Annotated in this window: 21 protein-coding genes, 1 other RNA gene and 1 other annotated feature; of the genes, 9 read left to right on the top strand and 13 right to left on the bottom strand. The window is 60.7% G+C overall.

The window, feature by feature from the left end; all coding sequences use genetic code 11:
• Positions 1–21: 21 nt before the first annotated feature.
• Complete coding sequence (locus RC54_RS25770; RefSeq protein WP_244216362.1) at positions 22–630, bottom strand: hypothetical protein; 609 nt, start codon at positions 628–630, stop codon at positions 22–24.
• A 109-nt stretch (positions 631–739) separates the two neighbouring features.
• On the opposite strand from RC54_RS25770, the gene RC54_RS16650 reads away from it, so the two are divergent.
• The 3 genes from RC54_RS16650 (at position 740) to RC54_RS16635 (ending at position 3,005) form a co-directional block, all read left to right on the top strand.
• Positions 740–805: hammerhead ribozyme type II (locus RC54_RS16650), an RNA gene on the top strand.
• Positions 806–855: 50 nt separating this feature from the next.
• A protein-coding gene (locus RC54_RS16645; RefSeq protein WP_373281464.1) for an IS3 family transposase occupies positions 856–2,087 on the top strand; the annotation gives its coding sequence in 2 pieces (ribosomal slippage) (positions 856–1,138 and positions 1,138–2,087; 1,233 coding nt in all).
• Positions 1,137–1,253 (top strand) — a sequence feature (AL1L pseudoknot). It overlaps the preceding gene by 117 nt.
• Positions 2,088–2,390: 303 nt before the next feature.
• A complete protein-coding gene (locus RC54_RS16635; protein ID WP_061789008.1) occupies positions 2,391–3,005 on the top strand; it encodes a DUF6988 family protein in 615 nt (204 codons plus the stop codon).
• Positions 3,006–3,065: 60 nt separating this feature from the next.
• On the opposite strand, the gene RC54_RS16630 is transcribed toward RC54_RS16635, so the two are convergent.
• The 3 genes from RC54_RS16630 to RC54_RS25335 all read right to left on the bottom strand — a co-directional run bounded on the left by RC54_RS16630 (position 3,066) and on the right by RC54_RS25335 (position 6,346).
• Positions 3,066–4,397, bottom strand: a complete 1,332-nt coding sequence (locus tag RC54_RS16630) for a DUF1501 domain-containing protein (protein WP_061789007.1) — start codon at positions 4,395–4,397, stop codon at positions 3,066–3,068.
• A 15-nt stretch (positions 4,398–4,412) separates the two neighbouring features.
• Positions 4,413–5,963: a DUF1800 domain-containing protein gene (locus RC54_RS16625; RefSeq protein ID WP_061789006.1), complete on the bottom strand. Its 1,551-nt coding sequence runs from the start codon at positions 5,961–5,963 to the stop codon at positions 4,413–4,415.
• A 209-nt stretch (positions 5,964–6,172) separates the two neighbouring features.
• Positions 6,173–6,346, bottom strand: a complete 174-nt coding sequence (locus tag RC54_RS25335) for a hypothetical protein (RefSeq protein ID WP_156425854.1) — start codon at positions 6,344–6,346, stop codon at positions 6,173–6,175.
• Positions 6,347–6,372: 26 nt separating this feature from the next.
• On the opposite strand from RC54_RS25335, the gene RC54_RS16620 reads away from it, so the two are divergent.
• Both RC54_RS16620 and RC54_RS16615 read left to right on the top strand, forming a co-directional pair.
• Positions 6,373–7,101, top strand: a complete 729-nt coding sequence (locus RC54_RS16620; protein ID WP_058896170.1) for a response regulator transcription factor — start codon at positions 6,373–6,375, stop codon at positions 7,099–7,101.
• 25 nt (positions 7,102–7,126) lie between these two features.
• On the top strand, positions 7,127–7,831 hold the full coding sequence (locus RC54_RS16615) for an Hpt domain-containing response regulator (RefSeq protein ID WP_061789005.1): 705 nt from the start codon (positions 7,127–7,129) through the stop codon (positions 7,829–7,831).
• A gap of 27 nt (positions 7,832–7,858) precedes the next feature.
• On the opposite strand, the gene RC54_RS16610 is transcribed toward RC54_RS16615, so the two are convergent.
• Complete coding sequence (locus RC54_RS16610) at positions 7,859–8,320, bottom strand: rhodanese-like domain-containing protein (protein ID WP_058896169.1); 462 nt, start codon at positions 8,318–8,320, stop codon at positions 7,859–7,861.
• Between the two features lie 462 nt (positions 8,321–8,782).
• Between RC54_RS16610 and glnA the strand changes: the two genes are divergently transcribed.
• The 3 genes from glnA (at position 8,783) to ntrC (ending at position 13,055) form a co-directional block, all read left to right on the top strand.
• Positions 8,783–10,198 carry a type I glutamate--ammonia ligase gene (gene glnA, locus RC54_RS16605; protein WP_017451619.1) on the top strand — a complete coding sequence of 472 codons (1,416 nt, stop codon included), beginning with the start codon at positions 8,783–8,785 and terminating at the stop codon, positions 10,196–10,198.
• A gap of 166 nt (positions 10,199–10,364) precedes the next feature.
• Positions 10,365–11,438, top strand: a complete 1,074-nt coding sequence (gene glnL, locus RC54_RS16600; protein WP_061789004.1) for a nitrogen regulation protein NR(II) — start codon at positions 10,365–10,367, stop codon at positions 11,436–11,438.
• Positions 11,439–11,555: 117 nt separating this feature from the next.
• Positions 11,556–13,055 carry a nitrogen regulation protein NR(I) gene (gene ntrC / locus RC54_RS16595; protein WP_058896167.1) on the top strand — a complete coding sequence of 500 codons (1,500 nt, stop codon included), beginning with the start codon at positions 11,556–11,558 and terminating at the stop codon, positions 13,053–13,055.
• Positions 13,056–13,222: 167 nt separating this feature from the next.
• Here ntrC and RC54_RS16590 read toward each other — a convergent pair whose 3' ends face one another.
• From RC54_RS16590 to RC54_RS16580, 3 genes are read right to left on the bottom strand one after another with little or no spacing between them, the layout of a single operon-like run.
• Entirely contained in the window at positions 13,223–14,056 is an 834-nt protein-coding gene (locus tag RC54_RS16590) for an MBL fold metallo-hydrolase (RefSeq protein WP_061789003.1), read from the bottom strand.
• 26 nt (positions 14,057–14,082) lie between these two features.
• Positions 14,083–14,409, bottom strand: a complete 327-nt coding sequence (locus RC54_RS16585; RefSeq protein WP_061789002.1) for a hypothetical protein — start codon at positions 14,407–14,409, stop codon at positions 14,083–14,085.
• A gap of 4 nt (positions 14,410–14,413) precedes the next feature.
• Positions 14,414–14,959, bottom strand: coding sequence for a hypothetical protein (locus tag RC54_RS16580; protein WP_061789013.1), 546 nt, complete (start codon positions 14,957–14,959; stop codon positions 14,414–14,416).
• 157 nt (positions 14,960–15,116) lie between these two features.
• Between RC54_RS16580 and RC54_RS16575 the strand changes: the two genes are divergently transcribed.
• Positions 15,117–16,016, top strand: a complete 900-nt coding sequence (locus RC54_RS16575) for a LysR substrate-binding domain-containing protein (protein WP_058896163.1) — start codon at positions 15,117–15,119, stop codon at positions 16,014–16,016.
• A gap of 54 nt (positions 16,017–16,070) precedes the next feature.
• Here RC54_RS16575 and RC54_RS16570 read toward each other — a convergent pair whose 3' ends face one another.
• The 5 genes from RC54_RS16570 to prpR form a co-directional block, all read right to left on the bottom strand.
• Complete coding sequence (locus tag RC54_RS16570) at positions 16,071–16,550, bottom strand: nuclear transport factor 2 family protein (protein ID WP_058896162.1); 480 nt, start codon at positions 16,548–16,550, stop codon at positions 16,071–16,073.
• A gap of 9 nt (positions 16,551–16,559) precedes the next feature.
• Positions 16,560–17,159: a TetR/AcrR family transcriptional regulator gene (locus tag RC54_RS16565; protein ID WP_061789001.1), complete on the bottom strand. Its 600-nt coding sequence runs from the start codon at positions 17,157–17,159 to the stop codon at positions 16,560–16,562.
• Between the two features lie 528 nt (positions 17,160–17,687).
• Positions 17,688–19,334 (bottom strand): methyl-accepting chemotaxis protein, encoded by a 1,647-nt coding sequence (locus RC54_RS16560; protein WP_058896160.1) that lies wholly within the window; start codon positions 19,332–19,334, stop codon positions 17,688–17,690.
• 440 nt (positions 19,335–19,774) lie between these two features.
• Positions 19,775–21,058 (bottom strand): MFS transporter, encoded by a 1,284-nt coding sequence (locus RC54_RS16555; RefSeq protein ID WP_058896159.1) that lies wholly within the window; start codon positions 21,056–21,058, stop codon positions 19,775–19,777.
• Positions 21,059–21,312: 254 nt separating this feature from the next.
• On the bottom strand, positions 21,313–22,962 hold the full coding sequence (gene prpR, locus RC54_RS16550; RefSeq protein WP_061789000.1) for a propionate catabolism operon regulatory protein PrpR: 1,650 nt from the start codon (positions 22,960–22,962) through the stop codon (positions 21,313–21,315).
• Positions 22,963–22,976: the final 14 nt, after the last annotated feature.

Here is a 22,976-nt window from a genome sequence, read left to right as displayed (position 1 = left end):
GCAATCGTGACCAAGCTTGGGTCAAAACAACGACAATCTGGCTCTAATCCAATCCCACTTTGTTGGTGGGATGTTCAGGCGTTTCTCGAATCTAGAGTTTTCAGTTACGTCAATATATCGAACGAAGTCGTCCTCGTAGGCTAAGGGGGGATGGAAGCTTCTGCCTGCATACCAGTTGACCGAAAAATATCTCCGGGCTAGCAGCGTGCCTTGATCGTTGAACACCTTCAGTTCGATTTTATCGTCCGTTCCGTCCTGATCATTTCCGCCAGTACCGCACATCTGGAATCGGTATGACGTTCCGTTCAAGAGTTTCACACCACCGTCCAACGTTTCCGGCCGATTGTAAAAGTCGCAGCGACCGTAGTGGAGTCTTGTGAAATGAACGATCAAGCCTAGCGAAAGATAAACTAAAAGAGCTAGGCCAAAGAACTTAACGGTTCTGGTCTGCATATCTCTCCAAGGTTGGGGCTGAGCGGTTACAGCAACTTCAATAAACGGCTTTCGACTACACCATAAAGTCGCCGCCCTATGATCTTTATCTCGCCGACGGTTGTGGTTGGGATTGAACAGGAGAAAGTGGGCGTCAGGCTCTTCGAATTTTCCAGGCAGACCATTGCTTGTGTCCATTGGTTTATGGAACAGGCTTGACCGGTATTTGTATTCAGAGCATGAGATGGTGGATTAACCCGATCAAGCGCAAACTCACGCCTGCTGGTTCTTTGCGCTAAACTATTCGAGCCGAAACATCCTCAAAGGGTGTCTCTCAGAGGTGGCCTCCTGAGACTGATGATGGCTGGCTGTGTGAACCGCCCCGGATTTTGAGGAGGCTCTAACTCTTGAGAGAATAGAGCCATGAACAAGAAATCAAGCAAGTTTTCCCCTGAGGTACGAGAGCGTGCGGTGCGCTTGGTGCGTGAGCAGCGGGATGAGCATTCCTCCACGTGGTCTGCGGTCCAATCGATTGCGCCGATGATCGGCTGTACGCCTCAGACGCTGCTGGACTGGGTCAAACGCGCCGAGGTCGATAGCGGCGAGCGGGATGGCGTCAGCACGGCCGAGCGTGAGCGTATCAAGGCACTGGAGCGCGAGGTCAAGGAATTGCGCCGTGCTAACGAGATTCTCAAGACCGCGAGCGCTTTTTTCGCGCAGGCGGAGCTCGACCGCAAACTGAAGTCGTAAATACCTATATCGATCGCTATCGGGATATCCACGGGGTCGAGCCGATCTGCAAGGTATTGCAGGTTGCCCCGTCAGCATATCGGCGTTATGCAGCGAGGCAGCGCAATCCTCAATTGTGCTGTGCTCGTAGCAAGCGTGATGCGGTACTGCGAGTTGAAATCAGCCGGGTGTGGCACGCCAACATGCGTGTGTACGGTGCTGACAAGGTGTGGCGACAGCTGAATCGCGAGGGCGTATCTATCGCACGTTGTACGGTAGAGCGGTTGATGCGAAAGCAAGGGCTTCAGGGAGCCCGGCGTGGTAAGCAACTTCGCACCACGCGTTCTGATCCCAAGGCAGCCTGCCCGTTGGACCGGGTCAATCGTCAGTTCAAGGCTGATCGTCCCAACCAGCTTTGGGTGTCCGACTTTACCTACGTATCGACCTGGCAAGGCTGGCTGTATGTGGCCTTCGTCATCGACGTGTTTGCCCGTCGCATCGTTGGCTGGCGTGTCAGCAACAGTATGACGACGGACTTCGTGCTAGATGCGCTGGAGCAGGCGCTCTATGCTCGCCAGCCCGAAGGCAACGGCGGCTTGATCCATCATTCCGACAGGGGATCGCAATACGTCGGGATTCGCTACAGTGAACGCCTGGCCGAGGCGGGCATTGCGCCATCGGTCGGAAGCCGTGGCGACAGTTACGATAACGCCTTGGCCGAAACCATCAATGGCCTGTACAAAGCTGAATTAATTCATCGCCGTGCCCCTTGGAAAACCAGGGAATCCGTCGAACTGGCCACGCTCGAATGGGTGGCTTGGTTCAACCATCATCGACTGCTGGAATCCATCGGCTATATCCCTCCGGCAGAAGCTGAGGCAAACTACTACAGCCGGTTCGCCAGCAATACTGCAGTGTCGGCATAACTTAAACCAAATAGCCTCCGCGAAAGTCGGGGCGGTTCAGTGTTCATATGATCTTTGGCCCACTTGGTTTCCTTGTGGGCTTCGTTGTTGCAGAGTTCATTGCAGTGCTATCCAACAGCAGAAAGGAGGATTTGCTTATGGTGAAGAAGGTATTTAAAGAGGTAATCGCATACGCAAAACGCATCAAAGGGCGCTTCATCGCGTCTTGGGAGGCCCACCTCCCTTCCAGGGATACCCTGCTGACGAGCCTGTGAAAGTCAGGCGAAAAGAAACGTGGGAATAGCTTCGAAACAAGAAAATCTAATGAGCACCGCCGTCGCACAATTCGAGCATTTAATGAGACAGATGATGTGGCTTGATAGCTTGTCGACGGGCTTAGATCTGCCGGCAGACGAACGATCGTTGATCGCTCTTGGATGTTTTGATGTAGCTATTGAGCATCAAGCAGCAATAGCACTTTTATGCTCATCTGAACTATATGGATCTGCCTTCGCGTTGCTTAGAGTACTGGTGGAATCCCTGATACGCGGAATGTGGTTACGTCGATGCGCAACTGATCAACAAATCAGAAAATTCAAAACTGGGGATATTGACCGAAGCTTTAAGCAGCTTGTCGCTGACATCGAACCAAAACTAGGGCGTTCGGAAGTATTGTCATCATTAAAGACCCACGTCTGGAAAACTATGAGTGGATTTACTCATACGGGTTTTCACCAAGTATCGCGACGGCATAACAGTGGCAAGGTTGAGGCTAACTATTCAGAGCAAGACATAGTTTTCATATTGGTCACCACTGAATTATTTGGGGCGGTTGCTCATGGCGAGGTTATCGACATGTCTGGTAGGCAAGACTTGATATTGGAATACAACGCAAAGGTTAGTTTGTTTACTGGCCCGGCAAAGGGTGTCGATAACTAAGGATTGGGAAAATATCCAAAACTTGGGTTGGAAATTCATCCCGATAATTCTTGCGCCGTCTTAGACAAAGAGCGCAGGCACACCTTTAGAACCCGCAGCATATTGGGGAAATATTTTCTCCAATGCCTGGTCAGGGATGCGCATATGCTGCTCCGCCAGCGCACACAGCACGGCGCGGAAATCGGTGGTGATGGCCAGGTCGCGGCCTTCGTTCAAGGCTGCCTGGTTCAGGCCCGGCCATTGTCCGTAGATCTTGCCGCCGCGCAGGTTGCCGCCCATGAGCCACATGGCATTGCCATGGCCGTGATCGGTGCCGCCATTGCCGTTTTCGCGGAAGGTGCGGCCGAATTCGGACATCACCACGATCACCGTGTCATTGAAGGCCGGCCCCAGTTCGCGCGCCAGCGTGGCCAGGCCCGCGCCTAGCGGCGAAAGGCGGGCCGCCAGTTGGCCGGTACCGTTGCCCTGGCCGATATGGGTATCCCAGCCGCCGGCGGCCAGGAAGGCCAGTCGGATGCGCGGATCGTGACGCATCAGGCGGCCCAGGCGCGCCGTATCCATCGACATGCCATTGGGCAGCGGGGCGCCATTGTTGGCCATCTGCTGTTCCTGGCTATTGATCTCGGCCATGAGTTGCTTGCGCGCTGCCAGGCCATCGCGATAGGCCTTGCCCAGCGCATCGTCGTCGCCATAGAGCGGGTCGAAGACCTGGCTCCAGCGCGGTTGGTCGATCATGCTCGGGCGCGTGGCCTCGCGCCCGGTGGGCAGGTTGGCCGCCACGTTGTGGCCGCTCAGGATGCGCGGCGTGGCGTTGCCTACGTTGATGGTCTGCAGCGGTGATTGCGCCGGTGGCAGGTAATCCATGACGCGGTTGAGCCAGCCATCAGGCGTATTGTGCTGGCCCGGCGTGCCGGTCTCCATGTAGTCCTGCGCCTCGAAGTGCGAGCGCGAACTATCGGGGGAGCCGGACGCATGGACGAAGGCTAGTTGGCCGCTTTGCCAGTACGGCATCAGCGGTTGCAGGGCCGGGTGCAGGCCGAAGTAGCCGGTCAGGTCGAGTACGCCATTGGCTTGTCCCGGACGCGCCACCGCAATGGTCGGCCGTGCCTGGTAATACGCGCCATCGCCATACGGCACCACTACGTTGAGACCATCGACGGCACCCCGCAGGAACACTACCACCATGCGCGGCGCGCCATCGCCTGCGGCATGGGGCCGCGCGGCCGGCGCGCCGTAGGCTACCTGGCCGGAAGAGATATGGTTGGCGCTACTGGCCCGGCTGATGCTCTTGTCGCCGGTGGGCACGACGGCGCAACCGGACAGGCCGATGGGGACCAGGATGGCGCCGCTGCCGGCAGCGCCCAGGTAACGGAGGAAATCGCGGCGGTTCATGGTGCCTCTGCAGGGTCAGCGTTTCATGAAATCGGGACTACCCAGGATCAGGCTGGCCCGCTGGTTCTCGGGCGCGGCCTCGATGCGGGCAGCGGTCTGGGACGTAATGGCCGGGCCTAGGGTGGTGCGCAACAACTGCGCGTCCAGCGGGCGGAGCTCGGCCTTGGAGGGCGGCGGCGTGCCTTCGGGCCGCGCGATGGGCGACCAGCCGCTGGCCAGGTAGCCGGCGAAGTTGATCCGTCGCAGCAGGGCATCGGGATTGAGCCAGGCCGCTTGCGAATACTTGTAGCCCTCGGGCGTAAGCCAGCCATAGAGTGGCATCCCGAACTGGCTCAGCTCGCCATTGACCGCCTTGGCATTGCGCACCGGGATGTCCTCCGCGCGCAGGGCCGAGACCACGAATTGGTAGGGCGTCTTGAACTGGGTCTGGTAATTGCTGCGCGCCCAGAATTGCGGGCTGTCGAAGAGCGTCTGCAAGACGGCGCGGATATCGCCGTGGGTGCTCAGGAATTTCTGCGACAGCTTGTGCACCAGCGCCGGATCGGCTTGGTCAGACACAAAATACTGCACCAGTTGCGTGGCAATGAAGCGTGCCGTCGAAGGATGATTGGCCAGGATGTCGAGCGCCGCTTCGCCCTCCTGGTAGCCGCTGGCGGCCAACGGCTTGCCGAGGAATATCTTGGGGCCATTGTCGTGGCGCTGCGCGATGAAGCGGAACGGCGCCGCGCCAGCCTTCATGGCATCGACATCGATGGTCCAGCCCGAGAGGATGCGCGCCAGCGTGATCACGTCGGCCTGCTGGTAGCCGCCATTCACGCCCAGGGTATGCAGCTCCATCAACTCGCGCGCGTAATTTTCGTTCAAGCCCTTGAAGCGTCCACGCGCACCGGGAGTGCCGGCGCCGCTGGAGAGCCAGTTGTCGAGGTAGTAGAGCATGGCCGGGTGATGTGCCACCGCGCCCAGCAGTTCGCGGAAGTTGCCCAGCGCGTAGGGGCGGATGGCATTCTTTTCATAATCCCCGACCCAGTACCGCACCCAGTCCTTGCCCTCGAAGACGTTGAAGTGATTGGCCCAGAATTCGGTCATCACTTCTTCCAGCTGGCGCGGGCTTTCGGTGGCCTGCAGCAGCCGCGCCATATGCCATTGCGGCGTCAGTTCGCGCACGGCACGCTGGCGCGCGACGGCCTGTTCTTCCTTGCTGATGTTGCGCTCGAAGGAGGGCGGACCATAGTCGACGAACAATTGCGAGGTCGTCATCTGCAGCCCCGGCAAGGCTGCCAGACTGGCTTGCAGCTCGGCGGGCAAGGGGATGCGCTCGGGATGCAATTGCTGGTCGATGTAGCGCTTCACGCCCATGTGCTCGACCTGCTCCAGATCACCCGGACGGGGACCGTAGCCCAGGCGGTTGAGCACGTGCAGGGCGCGCTCCTGCTCCGACAGCGGGGCGCTGGCCGGCCCCGCTGCCGTCGCAGCCTGGGCCTGGCCGCAGGCAGTGATCAGCAGTGCCAGCGTCAACAGTAGTCGCGCCGGGAGCAGGGACGGACAACGCAGCGGTAACGGGGGCATCGGTGAGCCTCGCGGGTTCGGAAAAGGGGGAGGCCAGTATCGTCAATGGCCTGGTTGACGGCTGTAAGCAAGTGTAATGCGCGGCGTGCCGCAGCACCCCGGCACTGGCGGCATAACGCCTGGGTCGGGGTTGAGGTTGTCATCATGCCGCTTGTCAGCGACAAAAAAAAGAAGGTCTTGTCTCGATACTTGTTACTTCATACACGGTGTTACAAAGCTGACGCTATCGTCAGCTTGTCGAGCACGGGTCGCTGTAGAAAAACTTGCTTTTTCTCGATGTTTTTCAGACGATTCTTATGCGCTGGTGGCGCGCGCTCCGCCAAAATAATGCCTTTGCCAACGCCGCGCCCGCTCGCCGGACAATGTGCAGAAGAAAGCTTCATATCACCACAATACGAGGGGACAGCGCATGACATGGAAAGTGGGATCGAAGATGCGCATCGCCTTGCTCGACGACCACGCCGTGGTGCGCTACGGCCTAGCCAAGCGACTGGCCGAGGAGCCGGACTTCTCGGTCATCGGCGCTTTTGCCACCAGCAAGGAGTTGATGACGGCATTGCGGGCCGAGCCGGCCGATCTGCTATTGATCGATTATTCACTGGGCAGCAACGACATCGATGGCCTGAACCTGATCCGTGCACTGCGGGTGCGCTTCCCGCGCAGCAAGATCCTGGTGACCTCGGCCCACAGCAGCCCGGCCACCGTGGTCATGGCCATGAAGGCTGGGGCGCGCGGTTTCGTTGGCAAGTCGCAGGAACTGAGCGAACTGATCCTGGCCATCCGCGCCATCCACACCGGCCGTGAATATCTGAGTATTGCCATGAGCCGCGAACTGGCCGCCCTGCAGGCCGCCGATCCCGGTGCACGCAGCGAGCCCGAACCAGCTCCACCGCGCCGCCGCCGTGCGCGCAATACGCCACCTTCTTCCGATACGCTCTCCGACATGCCCAACCTGTCGCCGCGTGAGCGCGAAGTCTTGCGCTGCTGCCTGGATGGCCTGTCGGTGACCGACATTGCCGAAAAATTCGCGCGCAGCGTCAAGACCATCAGTTGCCAGAAGCAATCGGCCTTCCGCAAGTTGGGAGTGCGCAGTGACAACGAATTGTTCAAGATCGAATACCAGATCAAGGACTTGTGAACGCCGCATCAGGAAAGGGGGAGTGATGATGAAGGATAGTGGGCCGCGCGTGCTCCTGGTCGATGATTCGGCCACGATACGCTACGCCATGCAAAACCGCTTGCAGATGCTGGGTTGCCAGGTCGATTGCGTGGCCGATGGGGGCAGCGCCCTGGCCGCCATCCAGGCCCAGTCCTATGGGATGGTGCTGCTGGATTGCTTCCTGCCGGACATGCCCGGCCCGGAAGTGGCGCGCCAAGTGCGTTTGCTGGAGCAACACGATTCGACGCGTTCCTATACGCCGCTCATCGGCATCTCGGCCGAGGCTGATGCCACCCATGTGCAGCGCTGCCTGGACAGCGGCATGGATGGGACGCTCGACAAGCCCTTGCAGACCGTGGCCATCCGCCGCCTGCTGGCCTTGTGGTGCGATCACGAAAGCGGCGAAGACGGGGGGCCGGCCACGGCCGAAGAAGAACACAGCCAGGATCTGGCACGCTTGTTCATCCAGACCGCCCAGAGCGACTTGCAAGCCTTGCAGCAGGCCAGCGTGATGGGTGATGCGGCTCGGCTGGGTCAGCTCACGCACCGCATGAAGGGGGCGGCGCTGACCATGGGGCGGGCCGAGATCGTGGCCCTGCTGGAATGCGTGGAAGAAGCGCTGCGCGCCGACACCGATGAACGGCAAGCCATCGGCCTGCTGTTGCAATCCCTCTCCAGTGCATTGCAGGCGCGCAGCCTGCAATCCTGAACCGATTCCCAACGAGGGGGCTGTGGTTCAGGCGCCGACCCAGGGCAGGCCGGCCTTGCACCAGCCTTCCACCGTCTTGCGATGACCGGCGGCATCCTTGTTGCCCTCGAAGCCTTCCAGGATATCGAAGCAGCGGCTATAGCCATGTTCGCTGGCCAGCTTGGCCGCGTGCTTGGAGCGCACGCCGGAACGGCACAGGAACAGCACGATGTCTTGCGGTGCGGCCACCTCGCGCAATTGCTCCAGGAATTGCGGATTGGGCTTGCCTTCGGGGTACAGGTTCCACTGCACCGCCAGGTGCTGCGCCGCCGGGATCTGGACTACGCCCACCCAGTCGCGCTCGGCGCGGGTGCGCACGTCGACCAGCTTGACGGCGGGATCGGCCTGGATCAGGGCCAGCGCTTCTTGCGGAGTGACGGCGCCGGCATAGGGGAGTTGGCCTTCGGTGGCACGTTGGGTGGCGGTGGCGAGAATGGCTTGGGTGCTCATGGGCAATCGCTTTCTTGGATCTCTTGATGGGATGAGGGGATGCGTTCGGGATGAGGTCTTGCGTCCTGCATCTTGATTCTAAACAATATAAACATTTGGGCAATTTTCCCAAGACTGTGCACGTTTTTCAGTCGGGGATTCCTTGCTCCACGATGGCGCACGCACCAATGTGGGGTGTTTCAGATGTATTGCTCAATATGTGCATTATTGTGGTGCGTTTTATATAAAATGCACCACAATAGCGCACATGGAGGGGGGCTCTGCACCGCTCCCAGCGGGCGTTTTGCCGGCTCCTCCCTAAAATATTCCATTATTGGCGCACCCGAAAGGTTGGTGGCATGGAATCTGCTATCATCCGCGACTGAGTTCGGCGCAAGACCGTTGTATCAAATGCAAAGATCCAGTCGCAGAAAACGGCTCAACACCCCAATTTATACTACTTCCTCGTTTTAGGAGATTCGCATGGCAAGGACGGCCGCAGAGGTTTTGAAGATGGTGAAGGACAACGAAGTCAAGTTTGTCGACTTCCGTTTCGCTGACACCCGTGGCAAGGAACAGCACGTTTCCGTGCCTGTTTCGCATTTCGACATCGACAAGTTCGAATCCGGTCACGCCTTCGACGGTTCGTCGATCGCCGGCTGGAAGGGTATCGAAGCCTCCGACATGCTGCTGATCCCGGACCCCAACACCGCCAACATCGACCCGTTCATGGAAGAGACCACCCTCTTCATGCAATGTGACGTGATCGAGCCGTCCGACGGCAAGGGCTACGACCGCGATCCGCGCTCCATCGCCAAGCGCGCTGAAGCCTACCTGAAGTCCTCCGGCCTGGGCGATACCGCCTACTTCGGCCCGGAACCCGAATTCTTCATCTTCGACGGCGTGCGTTGGGGTGCCGACATGTCCGGTTCCTTCGTCAAGATCGAATCCGAAGAAGCTTCCTGGAGCACCGGCGCCGAGATCGAAGGCGGCAACTCCGGCCACCGTCCGACCGTCAAGGGCGGCTACTTCCCGGTTCCCCCGGTCGACAGCTTCCAGGACATGCGTTCGGAAATGTCCCTGATCCTGGAATCCCTGGGCATCCCCGTCGAAGTGCACCACCACGAAGTGGCTGGCGCTGGCCAGAACGAACTGGGCACCAAGTTCTCGACCCTGGTCGAGCGCGCTGACTGGACCCAGACCCTGAAGTACGTGATCTGGAACGTCGCCCACACCTACGGCAAGACCGCGACCTTCATGCCCAAGCCGCTGGTGGGCGACAATGGCTCCGGTATGCACGTGCACCAATCCGTGTGGAAGGATGGCAAGAACCTGTTCGCTGGCGACGGCTATGCCGGCCTGTCCGAGTTCGCGCTGTACTACATCGGCGGCATCATCAAGCACGCCAAGGCCTTGAACGCCATCACCAACCCCGGCACCAACTCCTACAAGCGTCTGGTTCCCGGCTTCGAAGCTCCGGTCAAGCTGGCCTACTCGGCTCGTAACCGTTCGGCCTCGATCCGTATTCCGCACGTGGCCAACCCCAAGGGCCGTCGTATCGAAACCCGCTTCCCGGATCCCCTGGCCAACCCGTACCTGTGCTTCTCGGCGCTGCTGATGGCCGGTCTGGATGGCGTGCAGAACAAGATCCACCCGGGCGAAGCTGCCACCAAGGACCTGTACCACCTGCCGCCGGAAGAAGACAAGCTGATCCCGACCGTCTGTGCTTCGCTGGATGAAGCCCTGGAACACCTGGACAAGGACCGCGAGTTCCTGACCCGTGGCGGCGTCTTCACCGACAGCATGATCGATGCCTACATCGAGCTGAAGATGCAGGAAGTCCAACGCTTCCGCATGACCACGCACCCGATCGAATTCGACATGTACTACTCGCTGTAATCGAATCCGTATCCGGACCAAAAGGGGAAGCTTGCTTCCCCTTTTTTTATGCTCGGCAGGCCGCCAGCCCACCAGCCCAGTGCGCCCGAAACTTGCTAGACCTTCCGATCATTGCCTATCACCGACTTCTCTCTACCACATGAATCCAGGCCTCACCCATTCCACCATGAAGACTGCACTTCCTTCCCTTGATGGCCTGGACCTGCTGGCCTCGGCTGTCATCATCCTCGACGCCAAGGGTGGCATCGTCTATGCCAACGCGGCAGCCGAGAACCTGCTGGAGAGTTCCTTCAAGGTCCTCTCGCAACAGAAGCTCTCCGAGCTCTTCCTCAACGGCAAGGAGCTCACCGCGCTGTTCTACCAGGCCATCGAACACCAGTTCGCCGACAAGCGCCTGGACCTGGTGCTGGAGCGCGCCAACCGCGAACCGCTGCAGGTCCATACCATCGTCACGCCCCTCGATAGCCTCGACATACCGGTGCTGCTGGAGCTGCGCGAGAACGTGCAGCAACTCAAGCTGGACCGCGAAGAGCGCATGTTCGACCAGAGCCAGGCCAACAAGGAGCTCATCCGCAACCTGGCCCACGAGATCAAGAATCCGCTGGGCGGTATCCGTGGCGCAGCACAGCTGCTGGAGCTGGAGCTGCCCGAGCGGCATCTGAAGGAATTGCGCGAATACACCCAGGTCATCATCAAGGAAGCCGATCGCCTGCAGACGCTGGTCGATCGCCTGCTGGCCCCGCATCGTCATCCGCACATCGTGGGTGACGTCAACATCCACGAAGTGTGCGAACGCGTGCGCAGCCTGGTCATGGCCGAGTTCCCGCAGGGGCTGACCATCAAGCGCGACTACGATCTGTCCATTCCCGAATTCCGCGGCGACAAGGAGCAACTGATACAGGCCGTCCTCAACATCGTGCACAACGCCGCCCAGGCCCTGGCCGACCGCATCCGTGCGGGAGATGCCGAGCTGATCCTGCGCACCCGCGTCTCGCGTCAGGTGACGCTATCGAAGGTCAGATATCGGCTGGCACTAGACTTGCATATCATCGATAACGGTCCGGGCATCCCCCCCGACATCCAGGACAGGATCTTCTATCCCCTGGTATCGGGTCGGGAGGGTGGCAGCGGACTGGGGCTGACCCTGGCGCAGACCTTCGTCCACCAGCACATGGGAGTGATCGAATGCGACAGCCGGCCGGGTTGCACCGATTTCAGAATACTAATACCGCTGCCGTGAGCCCAGCGCCGCAGGCAGTGCGCCAACGCTGCAATAAGGGGGCTGCGGACCTGGTGCCAGAAGTGCCAGGACTCGCGGGAGCATTAACAGCATGACCAACGCAGGAAGACGTTATTTATGAAGCCAATCTGGATTGTTGACGACGACGAATCGATACGCTGGGTGCTCGAAAAAGCACTGGCCCGAGAAAATCTCGCCACGCAGAGTTTTTCCAGCGCACGCGATGCCATGGCTGCCCTGCAGAACGGCACGCCGCAAGTGCTGGTGTCCGATATCCGTATGCCCGGCGCCTCCGGCCTGGAGTTGCTGCAGACCGTCAAGGCCAAGCATCCCGGCATTCCGGTGATCATTATCACCGCCTTCTCAGACCTGGATTCGGCGGTCTCCGCCTTCCAGGGCGGTGCTTTCGAATACCTGGCCAAGCCCTTCGACGTGGACAAGGCGGTCGAACTGATCCGCCGTGCCCTCGACGAAAGCCTGCGCGAAACCGACATCGAGCAGGGCGCGGCCCAGACCCCCGAGATTCTCGGCCAGGCCCCCGCCATGCAGGACGTGTTCCGCGCCATCGGTCGCCTGTCGCAGTCGAACGTGACGGTCTTGATCACCGGCGAATCCGGCTCCGGCAAGGAGCTGGTGGCACGTGCCCTGCACAAGCACAGCCCGCGCGCCAGCCAACCCTTCGTGGCATTGAACACCGCCGCCATTCCCAAGGACTTGCTGGAGTCCGAACTGTTCGGTCATGAACGCGGCGCCTTCACCGGCGCGCAAGCCATGCGTCGTGGCCGCTTCGAACAGGCCGAAGGCGGCACCTTGTTCCTCGATGAAATCGGTGACATGCCGCTGGACTTGCAGACGCGCCTGTTGCGCGTGCTCTCGGACGGTCACTTCTATCGCGTCGGTGGCCACCAATCCTTGAAGGCCAATGTACGCGTCATTGCGGCCACCCACCAGAACCTGGAACAGCGGGTACGTGAAGGTTTGTTCCGCGAAGACTTGTACCATCGCTTGAACGTGATTCGCCTGCGCCTGCCCAGCCTGCGCGAGCGCAGCGAGGACATTCCCATCCTGGCCCGTTATTTCCTGGCGCAGAGCGCGCGCCAGCTCGGCGTGGAAGCCAAGCGCCTGTCGCCGCAGGCCATGCAGTTCCTGTCGCAACTGGAGTTCCCCGGCAACGTGCGACAACTGGAAAACCTGTGCAACTGGATCACCGTGATGGCGCCTGGCCAGACGGTCGAGATCAAGGACTTGCCGCAAGACCTGGTGGAAGAACGCGTACACGCACCGCAACCGGCGCAGATCGTGGCCGCCCCCGCCTCGGCGTCGGCCCTGGCAGCCCCGCTCGCCTATGCCGAAGCGGCGCCAGGTGCGACGACTGCCGAAGCCGGGAGTAGTAGCTGGATCTCGCTGCTGGAAACCGAAGCTGCCCAGATGCTGGCCTCGGAACAGCCCGAGGTGATGGATATCCTCGGCCGTCAGTTCGAAGCGGCATTGATCAAGATTGCCCTCAAGCACACCCACGGCCGCAAGAACGACGCCGCCGTGCGCCTGGGCATCGGTCGCAACACCATCACCCGCAAGATCCAGGAGCTGGGCATCGGCGGTGCTGAAGACGACTGAGCTGTCCTCAGCAACCGTGAGCAACAGTGCGCAACAGTCAGCAGGGGAGGCCTGCCCACGTGCCGCCGTGTGGGTAGGATTTGCAAGGGGAAGAAACGGCGGCCCATAAAAAAGGAAATGGCCTGGATCTCACGATCCAGGCCATTTTTATGCACACGGTTCATCGATCATCGTTGCTGGCTGACGAGCCGGTAGTGCTTGCCGTTTCGAATAATCTGTACGAAGCCTTCTTCGCCGAGGTGCATACCGGCAATGAGCAGTTGGTCGGCACTGACGATGTCGAGCAAGCGCGTTCGTGTGGCTGCAGCAAGATGCGCATCGAGATCGAATGCGATGGAGACTTCAGGGTGACTGATCTGCAGGTGCGGGAAATGCACGATATCCCCCCAGATCAGCAGGTCCTGATCATTCGACTGGACCCGATACCCGCAATGTCCGGCGGTATGTCCGGGAAGCGACAGGGCGCTGATGCCAGGAAGTACCTCTTCGCCGGCGAAGAGGCGGATCCGGTCGCGATACTTCTCGAACACCTGGCGTGCGAAGAGAAAGTTGCCACGTGCCCGTTCGTTGGCGCGGTGCAGGTGGATATCGTTCTGCCAGAAGGAGAGTTCCTGCTCATGCAGTACCAGCTCCGCGTCGGGAAAGCCTAGTTCTCCTGTGCTATCGAGCAGCCCCCCGATATGATCAGGATGCGCATGGGTCAGGAGGATCGTATCGATATCGGTCGGCAGAACGCCGGCCCGTCGGAGATTGTCCTGCAACCTGCCACCCCATTGCTTGAAACCGCCTGCACCCGTATCGACCAGTATGGTTTTGCTCTGGCTGCGGATCAGATAGCAATTGATATGGATGGCAGAGGGGTCGGTCATGCCGGCATCTTGCTGTAGCCGAGCGGCCTCCGCGGGATCGATATTGGACAGCACATCCAGTGGTGCGCGGAGAAAACCATCGCTGATGGCGGTGACGGAAAAATCACCGATTTGCTGACTGGGGAAATTCATTTTCGTATGGTCGTCTTCGGTCGGTGTCAATGACGCGCACTGATGGCCTGCGCTGCGTAAGCAAAGCAGCGGATGCGTGGCATCAGTCCGGTACAGGCTTGTATGGCCGCGTCCAGTTGTTGCATGAAATCGTCCATGACAGCCGGCGTTCTATGGGGCGACATCCGATATCGGATATCGGCCCAGGCAGGATGACCTTTGCCATGGCTGACCGCGACATAGACGATGTGGACGTTTTCCGGCAGGGCTTCCAGTATCTCGGTGCAGAGTTGCTCGCAGCTCGCGCTAAGCCGCTCCAGGCATTCTGCGCCAGGCATCCGGTCTTGATGGATGAAGATGGTCACGTTGGGCATCGCGTCAGCTCGCCGGGTGGATGGCCGGTTCGCTACCGCTGCTCAGTTGCGCGGTCATCGGCGTGTAGAGGTGTAGTCCTTCAGGAAGAGCAGCGTGGTCGATATCGATGGGATCGCGCAAGACTGCCATCCATCTCTGTGGCGGGGATTGCTCCAATGCGACTGCGTTGAGGAGCCCAGGCGATAGTCCCATCGCCCGCAGCGGATCGGGGCCGGCCGCACTGAGCAGCAGATACGCGCCATCCAACACAGCAGGCGCGGCTGCCGATGTTTCATAGAGATTGCGATGCCAGTGCGTGATGTGCTGTTGCCAGCGTGCGAAATTGCCGCCGCCTTTGCGCTGATACTCCTCAGAGAGCAGGACCTCGAGATCGTCGATGGTATGCAGCGCAAGATAGGTCGGACAGCCTTTGCTCAAGGCCTTGAATCGTTGTGAGGTGTGAAAGCCGCTCACGGAGATGAGGGCCGGGAGCTTTTCCAGGCTATAGAAATCGTTCCATTCTGCTTCGCTGAAGGGATCGGCAAAGCTGCATTCGACGGTATAGATCATCATGATGGCGGTCCGCCGCGCATCTGGGCGGAGACCTGTTTGGTTGAGGAGATATCATCATAGGTAGTGTTTTCGCACCAATAAATCGATATTTAGGTAAGCTTCAGTGACAAAAAGTAAAGCTGGCATCGCCAGTCATCTCCCGGACAGGAACACTATGCGGCGCAGGATTCCCAGCAATAGCTCATTGATGGCATTCGAGGCTGCGGCACGTCATGGCAGTTTCGCCCGGGCCGCCGAAGAACTGGCCCTGACGGAAGGCGCCATCAGCCGTCAGATCGGGCGTCTGGAAGGGTTTCTGGGGGTAACGCTGTTTGAGCGGATCGGCAATCGGGTGCGCTTGCTGCCACATGGCCAACGCTACGCCGGCCACGTCCGGGAAACGCTTGAGCGTCTTGACCGTGACAGTCAGCATCTGATGTCCCTGCCGACCCATGGGGCCAGCCTCGATATTGCAGTGAGCCCCACGTTCGCCATGCGCTGGCTCATCCCTCGTCTGCCGCGCTTGGCCGCATTGCATCCTCACATCACGGTGCATCTTGCCCAACGCATGGAGCCGTTCCTGCTGGCCGGCAGTGGATTGGATGCGGCGATTCATTTCGTCCATCCGGCCTGGGCCGGAATGCACACGTATCGCCTGCTCGATGAGGTGCTGATCCCGGTATGTCATCCGGCCTTGCTGCCAGAAGCTACCCGGGTACCGGCACTGGACACCTTGCCCAGACTGCATCGACGCCAGAATCACGACGCCTGGCAGCGTTATGCCGCGCAGACCGGGATCAGCCTGACTCATGCCGCCCAAGGCCCCCGCTATGACTTGCATGGGATGCTCATCGAGGCCGCGTTGGCCGGCCTGGGCGTAGCGCTGGTGCCACGCCTGTATGTGGAAGGGGAGCTGGCGCAAGGCCGTCTGGTGGCACCCTGGCCGCAAGACGCAGGCATTTCCAAGACCTTCTGTCTGGTGCTCCCTGAACCATTGCAACATGCTGGCGAGCCCCTCCAAGCGTTCGCACAATGGCTGCTGGAAGAAGCGAAACGGCCGGCCGGGCTGGTCTAGTGGCTAAAACGAAATGGCCTGGATCGTGAGAGCCAGGCCATCATTTTTATGCGCTTAGAGTCCCAGCTCGGAAAGTCCCGGGTGATCGTCAGGACGGCGCCCCAGCGGCCAGCGGAACAGCCTTTCGCTTTCGGCGATGGGGCGATCATTGATGCAGGCGTAGCGGTTGACCATCAGCCCGTCTTCCTTGAATTCCCAATTCTCATTGCCATAGGAGCGGAACCAGTTGCCGGAATCGTCGCGCCATTCATAGGCGTAGCGCACAGCAATGCGGTTGCCGGTAAAGGCCCACAGTTCCTTGATGAGACGGTATTCCAGCTCCTTGGCCCACTTGCGCTCAAGGAAGGCACGCGCCTGGTCACGGCCATTGGCGAACTCGGCGCGATTGCGCCAGCGGGTATCCAGGCTGTAGGCAAGCGACACCTTCGCGGCGTCGCGGGTGTTCCAGCCATCTTCAGCAAGGCGCACCTTCTGAATGGCGGACTCTAGGGTGAACGGCGGAAGGGGAGGACGGACTTCGGTATTGGATGACATGATAGGACCTCAACGGGTAGGTGAACTTGATCCTGCCTCTTGCGGCAGGGTCGATAAAAGCAGGGCGGCCGCCCTGCCAGCACTATCGGCGGCACTCGCATCACCGGTGACCATTGCAACTGCTGTTGCGCCGTCGATCAGGATAAGAAAATAGTTGGCGACTTCATCGGGATTGGCCAAGCCTGACGCACTGGTCAGCTCCCGAAGATAGGAACGCAGACGCTGCTTATGCAGCGCCGAGACAGCGCCGATGTCGGGATGGGTCTTCCCCAGCTCACCGGCGGCATTGATGAACGCGCAGCCATGGAAGTCTTCACTCTCGAACCATTGGCGTAGCGCAGGGAAGATCGACTCCAGGCGCGCCATCGGTGCGCTGGTCTGTGAAGTCGCACCAACAAACCACGACATCCAACGCTGGTCCCGCGCCAGCAGAGCGGCCGCCACCAACTCCTCCTTGTTCGCGTAGAGCCGGTAGATACTACGTCGCGCTACACCGGACTCCTTGACGATGGCGTCCATGCCGGTGGCATGAATGCCGCCCGAATAAATCAGCTTTTCCGTGGTCGCCAACAGGCGGGAGGTAAGGGATGCGTCGTCTGAAGAATCCATGGGAACCTCTGCATGAGAATGATCGTTCTACACATAGTAGAACGAGCATTCTCAGAGGTCAACCACTTTTTCAGAATCTGTTCGGGAATGCGAGGAGTGGGCAACAAACTTTTGCCGCAGGACGATAGGGCCTGGGTCGTGGAATCACCGAGTCGGTGGCCGGCAGGTTCGGCCAATAGGCCAGTGATGGCGGGGAGTTGCGACCGAATGAGCTTGGTCAAGGGGAGCCTCGCCCGGAATCGTGGCAAGGGAGAGCAGCTCTTGCATTGGGTAGCGGCCCGCACTTACCAGTTGGCGTTTGTCTGCGCGTGTCACGACGCTGGGCTTAGCGTATTTATTTTCTGTTTTCTGAGATGACACCTACGACATCGAAGGGAGTCGTAGGCGTCCTTTGCTGACAGGGCAGGCGCTCAGAGCTCTGATATCTGCCATGGCTTGGTCATCGACCAGAAGCGAGCAAGAAGATCGTCTCCGAGATGGCCTGCCTTTAATTCATGTAAATCATTTATAGGATTATTGGGGCGAGGCTCAGTTCAGCGCCGGCCTCGCCATCCCCCTGACCTGCCTGGCAGGTGCCGGCAAACCGCTCGCAGCCACGCCTGGCAGGGTCGCCAGCGCAGCATCCTCCAGCGTGAACATCGAGACCGCCTCGGTCAGCGCCTGTGCCTGTTGCATCATGGCTTGTGCAGCGGCTGCCGCCTGTTCGACCAGGGCCGCATTCTGCTGCGTGACCTGGTCCATTTGCACGATGGCGGTATTGACCTGGCCGATGCCTGCGCTCTGTTCTTCGGAGGCGGCGGCGATTTCCTTCATCAATGTCGTGGTGCGGCTGCTCGATTGCAGGATCTCGGCAATCGTGTCACCGGCTGCTTCGACCAGGCGCGTGCCGCTCTGGATGCGGTTCACCGAGTTCTCGATCAAGTCCTTGATTTCCTTGGCCGCTGCCGCGCTGCGTTGGGCCAGCGCGCGCACTTCGGTGGCGACCACCGCAAAGCCGCGTCCATTTTCGCCGGCACGCGCCGCTTCTACGGCAGCATTCAAGGCCAGGATATTGGTCTGGAAGGAAATGCCCTCGATGACGCTGATGATGTCAGACATCTGGTGTGAGCTCACGCTCATCTCCCGCATGGTCGTCACCACCTGGGCGATTTCGGCTTCGCCCCGGTGCGCCACTTCCGCCCCTGCACTGGCCATGCCGCTGGCCTGGCGGGCGTTGTTGGCGTTCTGCTGCACGGTGCTGGTCAGTTGTTCCATGCTGGAGGCGGTTTCTTCCAGCGAGGCCGCTTGTTCCTCCGTGCGTTGCGAGAGATCGATATTGCCTTGCGCAATCTCGTGCGCGGCCACGTGGATCGAGCTGCTGGCGTGCTTGATCTGGCCCACCAGGCCGCTGAGCTGGTCGCGCATGATCATCAGCGAACGCATCAGGCTGCTGGTGTCATGGCTTTTCAATTCCAGCCGGGCCGCCAGGTTGCCGGCCGCAATCTGGCCCGACAGCCACATCGCCTGGCCCGGCTCGCCACCCAACTGGCGGGTGAGGCGGCGGCTGATCAATAGCGCAATGGCCAGGCCGGCCACGGTGGCGGCCACGGTGAAGGCGATGATGATCCCGTGACTGCGGGTATAACTGGCTTGGCCCTGTTCGGCGGCCTGGGCGGCGCCTTGCTGGTTGATGCGGATGATCTGCTGGATCTTCGCTTCCATGGCGGTGCGCACCGGATAGAGCGTGTCCTTCATGATATTGGCGGCTTCGATTTCATTGCCTTGCTCGACGGTCTGCAGCAACTGGTCGCCGATCTGCTGGTAACGGGTCAGCAAGTCCTGCAGCTCATCGAAGGCCTTCTGTTCCTCTGGCGTGCTGATGAGATGTCGATACTGTTCGGCAGCCTTGCTGTAGCGCCCCAGGGCAGCTGCGATGCGGGTCTTGGCATCCTGCATCCGTTGCGCGTTGTTGGCGGTGAGGGCGCGGTATTGCGCCAAGTTGACCGCCCGCATTTCGGCCAGCATGGTCTGTGCTGTCGTCACGCTGGGCATCCAGTTGGTCTGGACGTCGTTGAGTTGCCTGTTGATGTTGCCCATCAGGTAAAGAGCATTGCCGCCCAGCGCGGCCATGAACAGGATCAGGATGGAAAAGCCCAGCATCAACTGGGTGGCGACTTTGGTGTTTCGGAAATTCACGATAGACCCCGGGGGATGCAACCAGCGCCCTCAAGGCGACCGGCGCGGTGGATGACGGATGCTCGGGCTGCCTGGCCTGGTGGCTTGCGCGCCTCGGCCAGTCACTATTTCCTGGCATGGTACCGACGAAGTTTTTCATCGCTATGAAGAGCGTGTCTGGCGGCTTCGTCGGGGTCGTCGGGCTACGTCTGCAGGGCATACCGGAACGCGAATGTACGTCTCACCAGGTATTGCCAGGCGTTGCTTTGGCGAGACGCGCACCGCACTTTAATGGGGGTAAAACCCAAACACAATATGTAGTTTATTGCCGATGTGCACGGACGGCAGAAGCCAACGGGAAGTGATCGCGCCCGGTGAGAAAGCGATTCGGGGCAGGGCGGAAGGAAGGCCGCCCCGGCAGGGTCGGACCTGCTGCCGTAGCAGGCAGCAGGTCGTTTCGATCAGCGCAGACGCAAGACGTAGCGTGCCGCCGTCGAGGCCGCCAGGCTCAACACCGCGCCGAAGATGACGAAGTAGCTCACCGACAGCTTGTCGCCGGTGACGTCGATGAGCCAGGTGATGATGAGGCCGGCAAAACCGCCGAACAGGGTCACGGCGATGTTATAGGCCAGCGACATGCCGGTGCCGCGCGTGGCCACCGGGAAGATGTCGGCCAACAGCGCCGGCATGGCCGCGAAGTACATGGTCATGAGCACGCCGATGACGGTCTGCAGCAACAGCAGTTGCAGGAAGCCCGGCGAGTTGGTCAGGAACACGAACATCGGATAGGTCAGCACGATGTAGAGCGCGCTGCTGGCGATCATGAAGGGCGTGCGGCCGATCTTGTCGGACAGCGCGCCCACCAGCGGCGAGCCTATGAACATGATCAGGCCGGCCACCGACATGGCGGCAAACGAGGACCAGGCCGGCAGGCCCAGTTGCTTGACCGCGTAGGTCGGGATGTACAGCGACAGGTAGACCGAGACGGTGGCCATGATGACGCTGCCGGCGCCGATCAGCAGGCGCATCTTCTGATGGGCGAAGGTATCGCGCAGCGGCGCCTTGGTCTTTTCGCTGGCTTGCTCGAACTCGGGGGCTTCTTCCAGGTTGCGACGGATGTAGATGCCGGCCGGTGCGATCAACAGGCCGAAGATGAAAGGCACGCGCCAGCCCCAGGAGGCCAGTTGTTCGGGCGTGAGCAGGTTGTTGAGCACGGCGCCGAAGACGGCGGCCAGCAGCAGGCTGATGCCTTGGCTGGCGACCTGCCAGCTGGAGAAGAAGCCGCGGCGGTGCGGTGCGTGTTCCACCAGGAAGGCGGTGGAGCTGCCGAATTCACCACCGGCCGAGAAGCCCTGGATCATCTTGCCCAGCGCGATGCCGGCCGGGGCCAGCAAGCCGATGCTGGCATAGCTGGGCATGAAGGCGATCATGGCCGTGCCGATGGTCATCAAGGTGATGGACAGCATCAGCGCCGCCTTGCGGCCGGCGCGGTCGGAGTAGGCACCCAGCACCACCGCACCCAGCGGACGCATGAAGAAGGACACGCCAAAGGTGGCAAAGGTCAGCAGCAGCGACACGCTGTCGTCCCCGGTGGGGAAGAACTGCTTGGCGATCACCACGGCAAAAGCGCCGTAGATGAGGATGTCGAACCATTCGAGCGCATTGCCGATGGACGAAGAGATGATCGCACGCCGCGCTTGCGGATGCGTGGTGCCGGCGCCTGGCGCCGTGGTGTTGCTGGTCATGGGGACTCCCTGATGGATGGCTGTGGATGGAGGAACAGCACGCTGCGCCGGCCTCTGCTGGGCCAAGATCGCGGCCTGACTATGGGTGGTTGTGGTGGGCTCCTGTGACGGTACTGGCCGTTACAGCGGGCGAGGATAGGCGGCGCGATGCGGCACTGTCAAGGCGCAGTGCAGGGGATTATCAGGGTGCAGGAAGTGCGGGTGAATTTGATAAATGATTTTCTCTTTGCGCGCGTTTTTCACGCATTCTGAACTCATTCTTGCGCCTCTTGCTGCGCGTCCTTCAACTTGCGCCACAAGGTAGTCCGGCTCATCCCCAGGTGACGTGCAGCAGCGGCCCGGTTGCCGCGGAAACGACGCAGCGCGGCGTGGATGTCTTCCAGGTCGGGGGCAGTTTCCATGTCGTCCACAGCAGGCAGTTCCGTGTTTGCATCGACCGAGCGCGCCACCAGCTCGGGTGCCACACGCTGGATCAGCGCCGCCGTCAACGCCTGCAGCGGTTCGGCGGCCAAAAACAGCGCCAGCCGCTCCATCAGGTTGCGCAGCTCGCGCACATTGCCCGGCCACTCATATGCACACAGCAGCGGCGCGCAACGCAGGATTTCCGCACTCAGGTTGGCGTGTGCTCGCGCATCCAGCGCCGCCAGCGCGTGCTTGAGATGCCACTCGGCCAGCGCCGGGATATCTTCGCGGCGCGCGCGCAAGGGCGGCAGTTGCAGGCGCAATACGCTTAAGCGGTAATACAGGTCGGCCCGAAAACGCCCCTCGCGCACCCGCGCCTCCAGGTCGCAATGGGTGGCGCTGATGATGCGCACCTGTACCGGAATCGGTCGGGTACCGCCCACCCGCACCACTTCCCGTTCTTCCAGCACGCGCAGCAGGCGCGTCTGCAAGGGCAGTGGCATCTCGCCGATTTCATCGAGCAGCAGGCTGCCGCGATGGGCGGCCTCGAATACCCCGGGGCGTCCACCGCGGCGCGAGCCGGTGAAGGCGCCCTCTTCATAACCGAACAGTTCGGATTCCAGCAACGACTCGGCCAGCGCCCCGCAATTGATGGCCACGAAGGGATGCGCGGCATGGGTCTTGCCCTGCATCAGCGGATGGGCGCGGTGGATGGCTTGCGCTGCCAGTTCCTTGCCGGTGCCAGTCTCGCCCTGGATGAGCACATTGGCCGGCGAGCGGGCAAACAGCGTAATGGATTGGCGCACCGTTTCCATCACCGCCGAGTCGCCCCGCAAATCCTTGAGGTGATGCCGGGCGCGCAGGTTCTCGGCCACCGGCAGGCTGGGGCCGCGGGTGCTTTCCAGTTGCGTCAGGCGCGCCAGTTCCAGCGCATCCTCGAAGGCTTGGCGCACGGTGGCCGCGGAATACAGGAAGATGCCCTGCATTCCCGCTTCCTCGGCCAGGTCGGTGATCAGGCCGGCACCGACCACTGCCTTGATGCCGGCGGCCTTCAATTCATGCACCACGGCGCGTGCATCTTCCTCGGTGGCATAGGTGCGCTGGACGATATCCAGGCCAAACATCTGCTGGAACTCGCTCAAGGCCGGCATGGCTTCCTGGTAGGTGACCAGGGCGATGCGCGCGCTGATCTGGCGTGCGCGCGCCAAGGCCTGCATGACGTCGAAGCCGCTGGCACGGGCCACCACCACCGGCACCGGCAGGCGGCTCTTGAGATAGGCTCCATTGGAGCCGGCCGAGATCACCACGTCGCAGCGCTCGCTGGCCAGGCGCTCGCGGATCTGCCGCACCGCTTCATCGAAGCCCAGTTGGATGGGCTCGATGTCGGCCACGGCGTCGAATTCCAGGGTGATGTCGCGGAACAGTTCCGACAGGCGCGAGACCGAGACGGTCCAGATCACGGGTTTGTCGGTATCACGATCGTAGTGGGCAGGGCGTTTCATGGCGGCAGCTTGTT

The organism is Herbaspirillum rubrisubalbicans (assembly GCF_003719195.1).
Lineage (GTDB): Bacteria > Pseudomonadota > Gammaproteobacteria > Burkholderiales > Burkholderiaceae_D > Herbaspirillum > Herbaspirillum rubrisubalbicans.
Note: the sequence above shows the minus strand (reverse complement) of the source record. Positions and strands in the feature narration are given on the sequence as shown.

Bases quoted from the DNA above. Each gene is read 5' to 3' on its own strand.
- RC54_RS25770 (WP_244216362.1), bottom strand. From the start codon at position 630: ATGGACACAAGCAATGGTCTGCCTGGAAAATTCGAAGAGCCTGACGCC.
- RC54_RS16635 (WP_061789008.1), top strand. From the start codon at position 2,391: ATGAGCACCGCCGTCGCACAATTCGAGCATTTAATGAGACAGATGATG.
- RC54_RS16630 (WP_061789007.1), bottom strand. From the start codon at position 4,397: ATGAACCGCCGCGATTTCCTCCGTTACCTGGGCGCTGCCGGCAGCGGC.
- RC54_RS16625 (WP_061789006.1), bottom strand. From the start codon at position 5,963: ATGCCCCCGTTACCGCTGCGTTGTCCGTCCCTGCTCCCGGCGCGACTA.
- RC54_RS25335 (WP_156425854.1), bottom strand. From the start codon at position 6,346: ATGAAGCTTTCTTCTGCACATTGTCCGGCGAGCGGGCGCGGCGTTGGC.
- RC54_RS16620 (WP_058896170.1), top strand. From the start codon at position 6,373: ATGACATGGAAAGTGGGATCGAAGATGCGCATCGCCTTGCTCGACGAC.
- RC54_RS16615 (WP_061789005.1), top strand. From the start codon at position 7,127: ATGATGAAGGATAGTGGGCCGCGCGTGCTCCTGGTCGATGATTCGGCC.
- RC54_RS16610 (WP_058896169.1), bottom strand. From the start codon at position 8,320: ATGAGCACCCAAGCCATTCTCGCCACCGCCACCCAACGTGCCACCGAA.
- glnA (WP_017451619.1), top strand. From the start codon at position 8,783: ATGGCAAGGACGGCCGCAGAGGTTTTGAAGATGGTGAAGGACAACGAA.
- glnL (WP_061789004.1), top strand. From the start codon at position 10,365: ATGAAGACTGCACTTCCTTCCCTTGATGGCCTGGACCTGCTGGCCTCG.
- ntrC (WP_058896167.1), top strand. From the start codon at position 11,556: ATGAAGCCAATCTGGATTGTTGACGACGACGAATCGATACGCTGGGTG.
- RC54_RS16590 (WP_061789003.1), bottom strand. From the start codon at position 14,056: ATGAATTTCCCCAGTCAGCAAATCGGTGATTTTTCCGTCACCGCCATC.
- RC54_RS16585 (WP_061789002.1), bottom strand. From the start codon at position 14,409: ATGCCCAACGTGACCATCTTCATCCATCAAGACCGGATGCCTGGCGCA.
- RC54_RS16580 (WP_061789013.1), bottom strand. From the start codon at position 14,959: ATGATCTATACCGTCGAATGCAGCTTTGCCGATCCCTTCAGCGAAGCA.
- RC54_RS16575 (WP_058896163.1), top strand. From the start codon at position 15,117: ATGCGGCGCAGGATTCCCAGCAATAGCTCATTGATGGCATTCGAGGCT.
- RC54_RS16570 (WP_058896162.1), bottom strand. From the start codon at position 16,550: ATGTCATCCAATACCGAAGTCCGTCCTCCCCTTCCGCCGTTCACCCTA.
- RC54_RS16565 (WP_061789001.1), bottom strand. From the start codon at position 17,159: ATGGATTCTTCAGACGACGCATCCCTTACCTCCCGCCTGTTGGCGACC.
- RC54_RS16555 (WP_058896159.1), bottom strand. From the start codon at position 21,058: ATGACCAGCAACACCACGGCGCCAGGCGCCGGCACCACGCATCCGCAA.
- prpR (WP_061789000.1), bottom strand. From the start codon at position 22,962: ATGAAACGCCCTGCCCACTACGATCGTGATACCGACAAACCCGTGATC.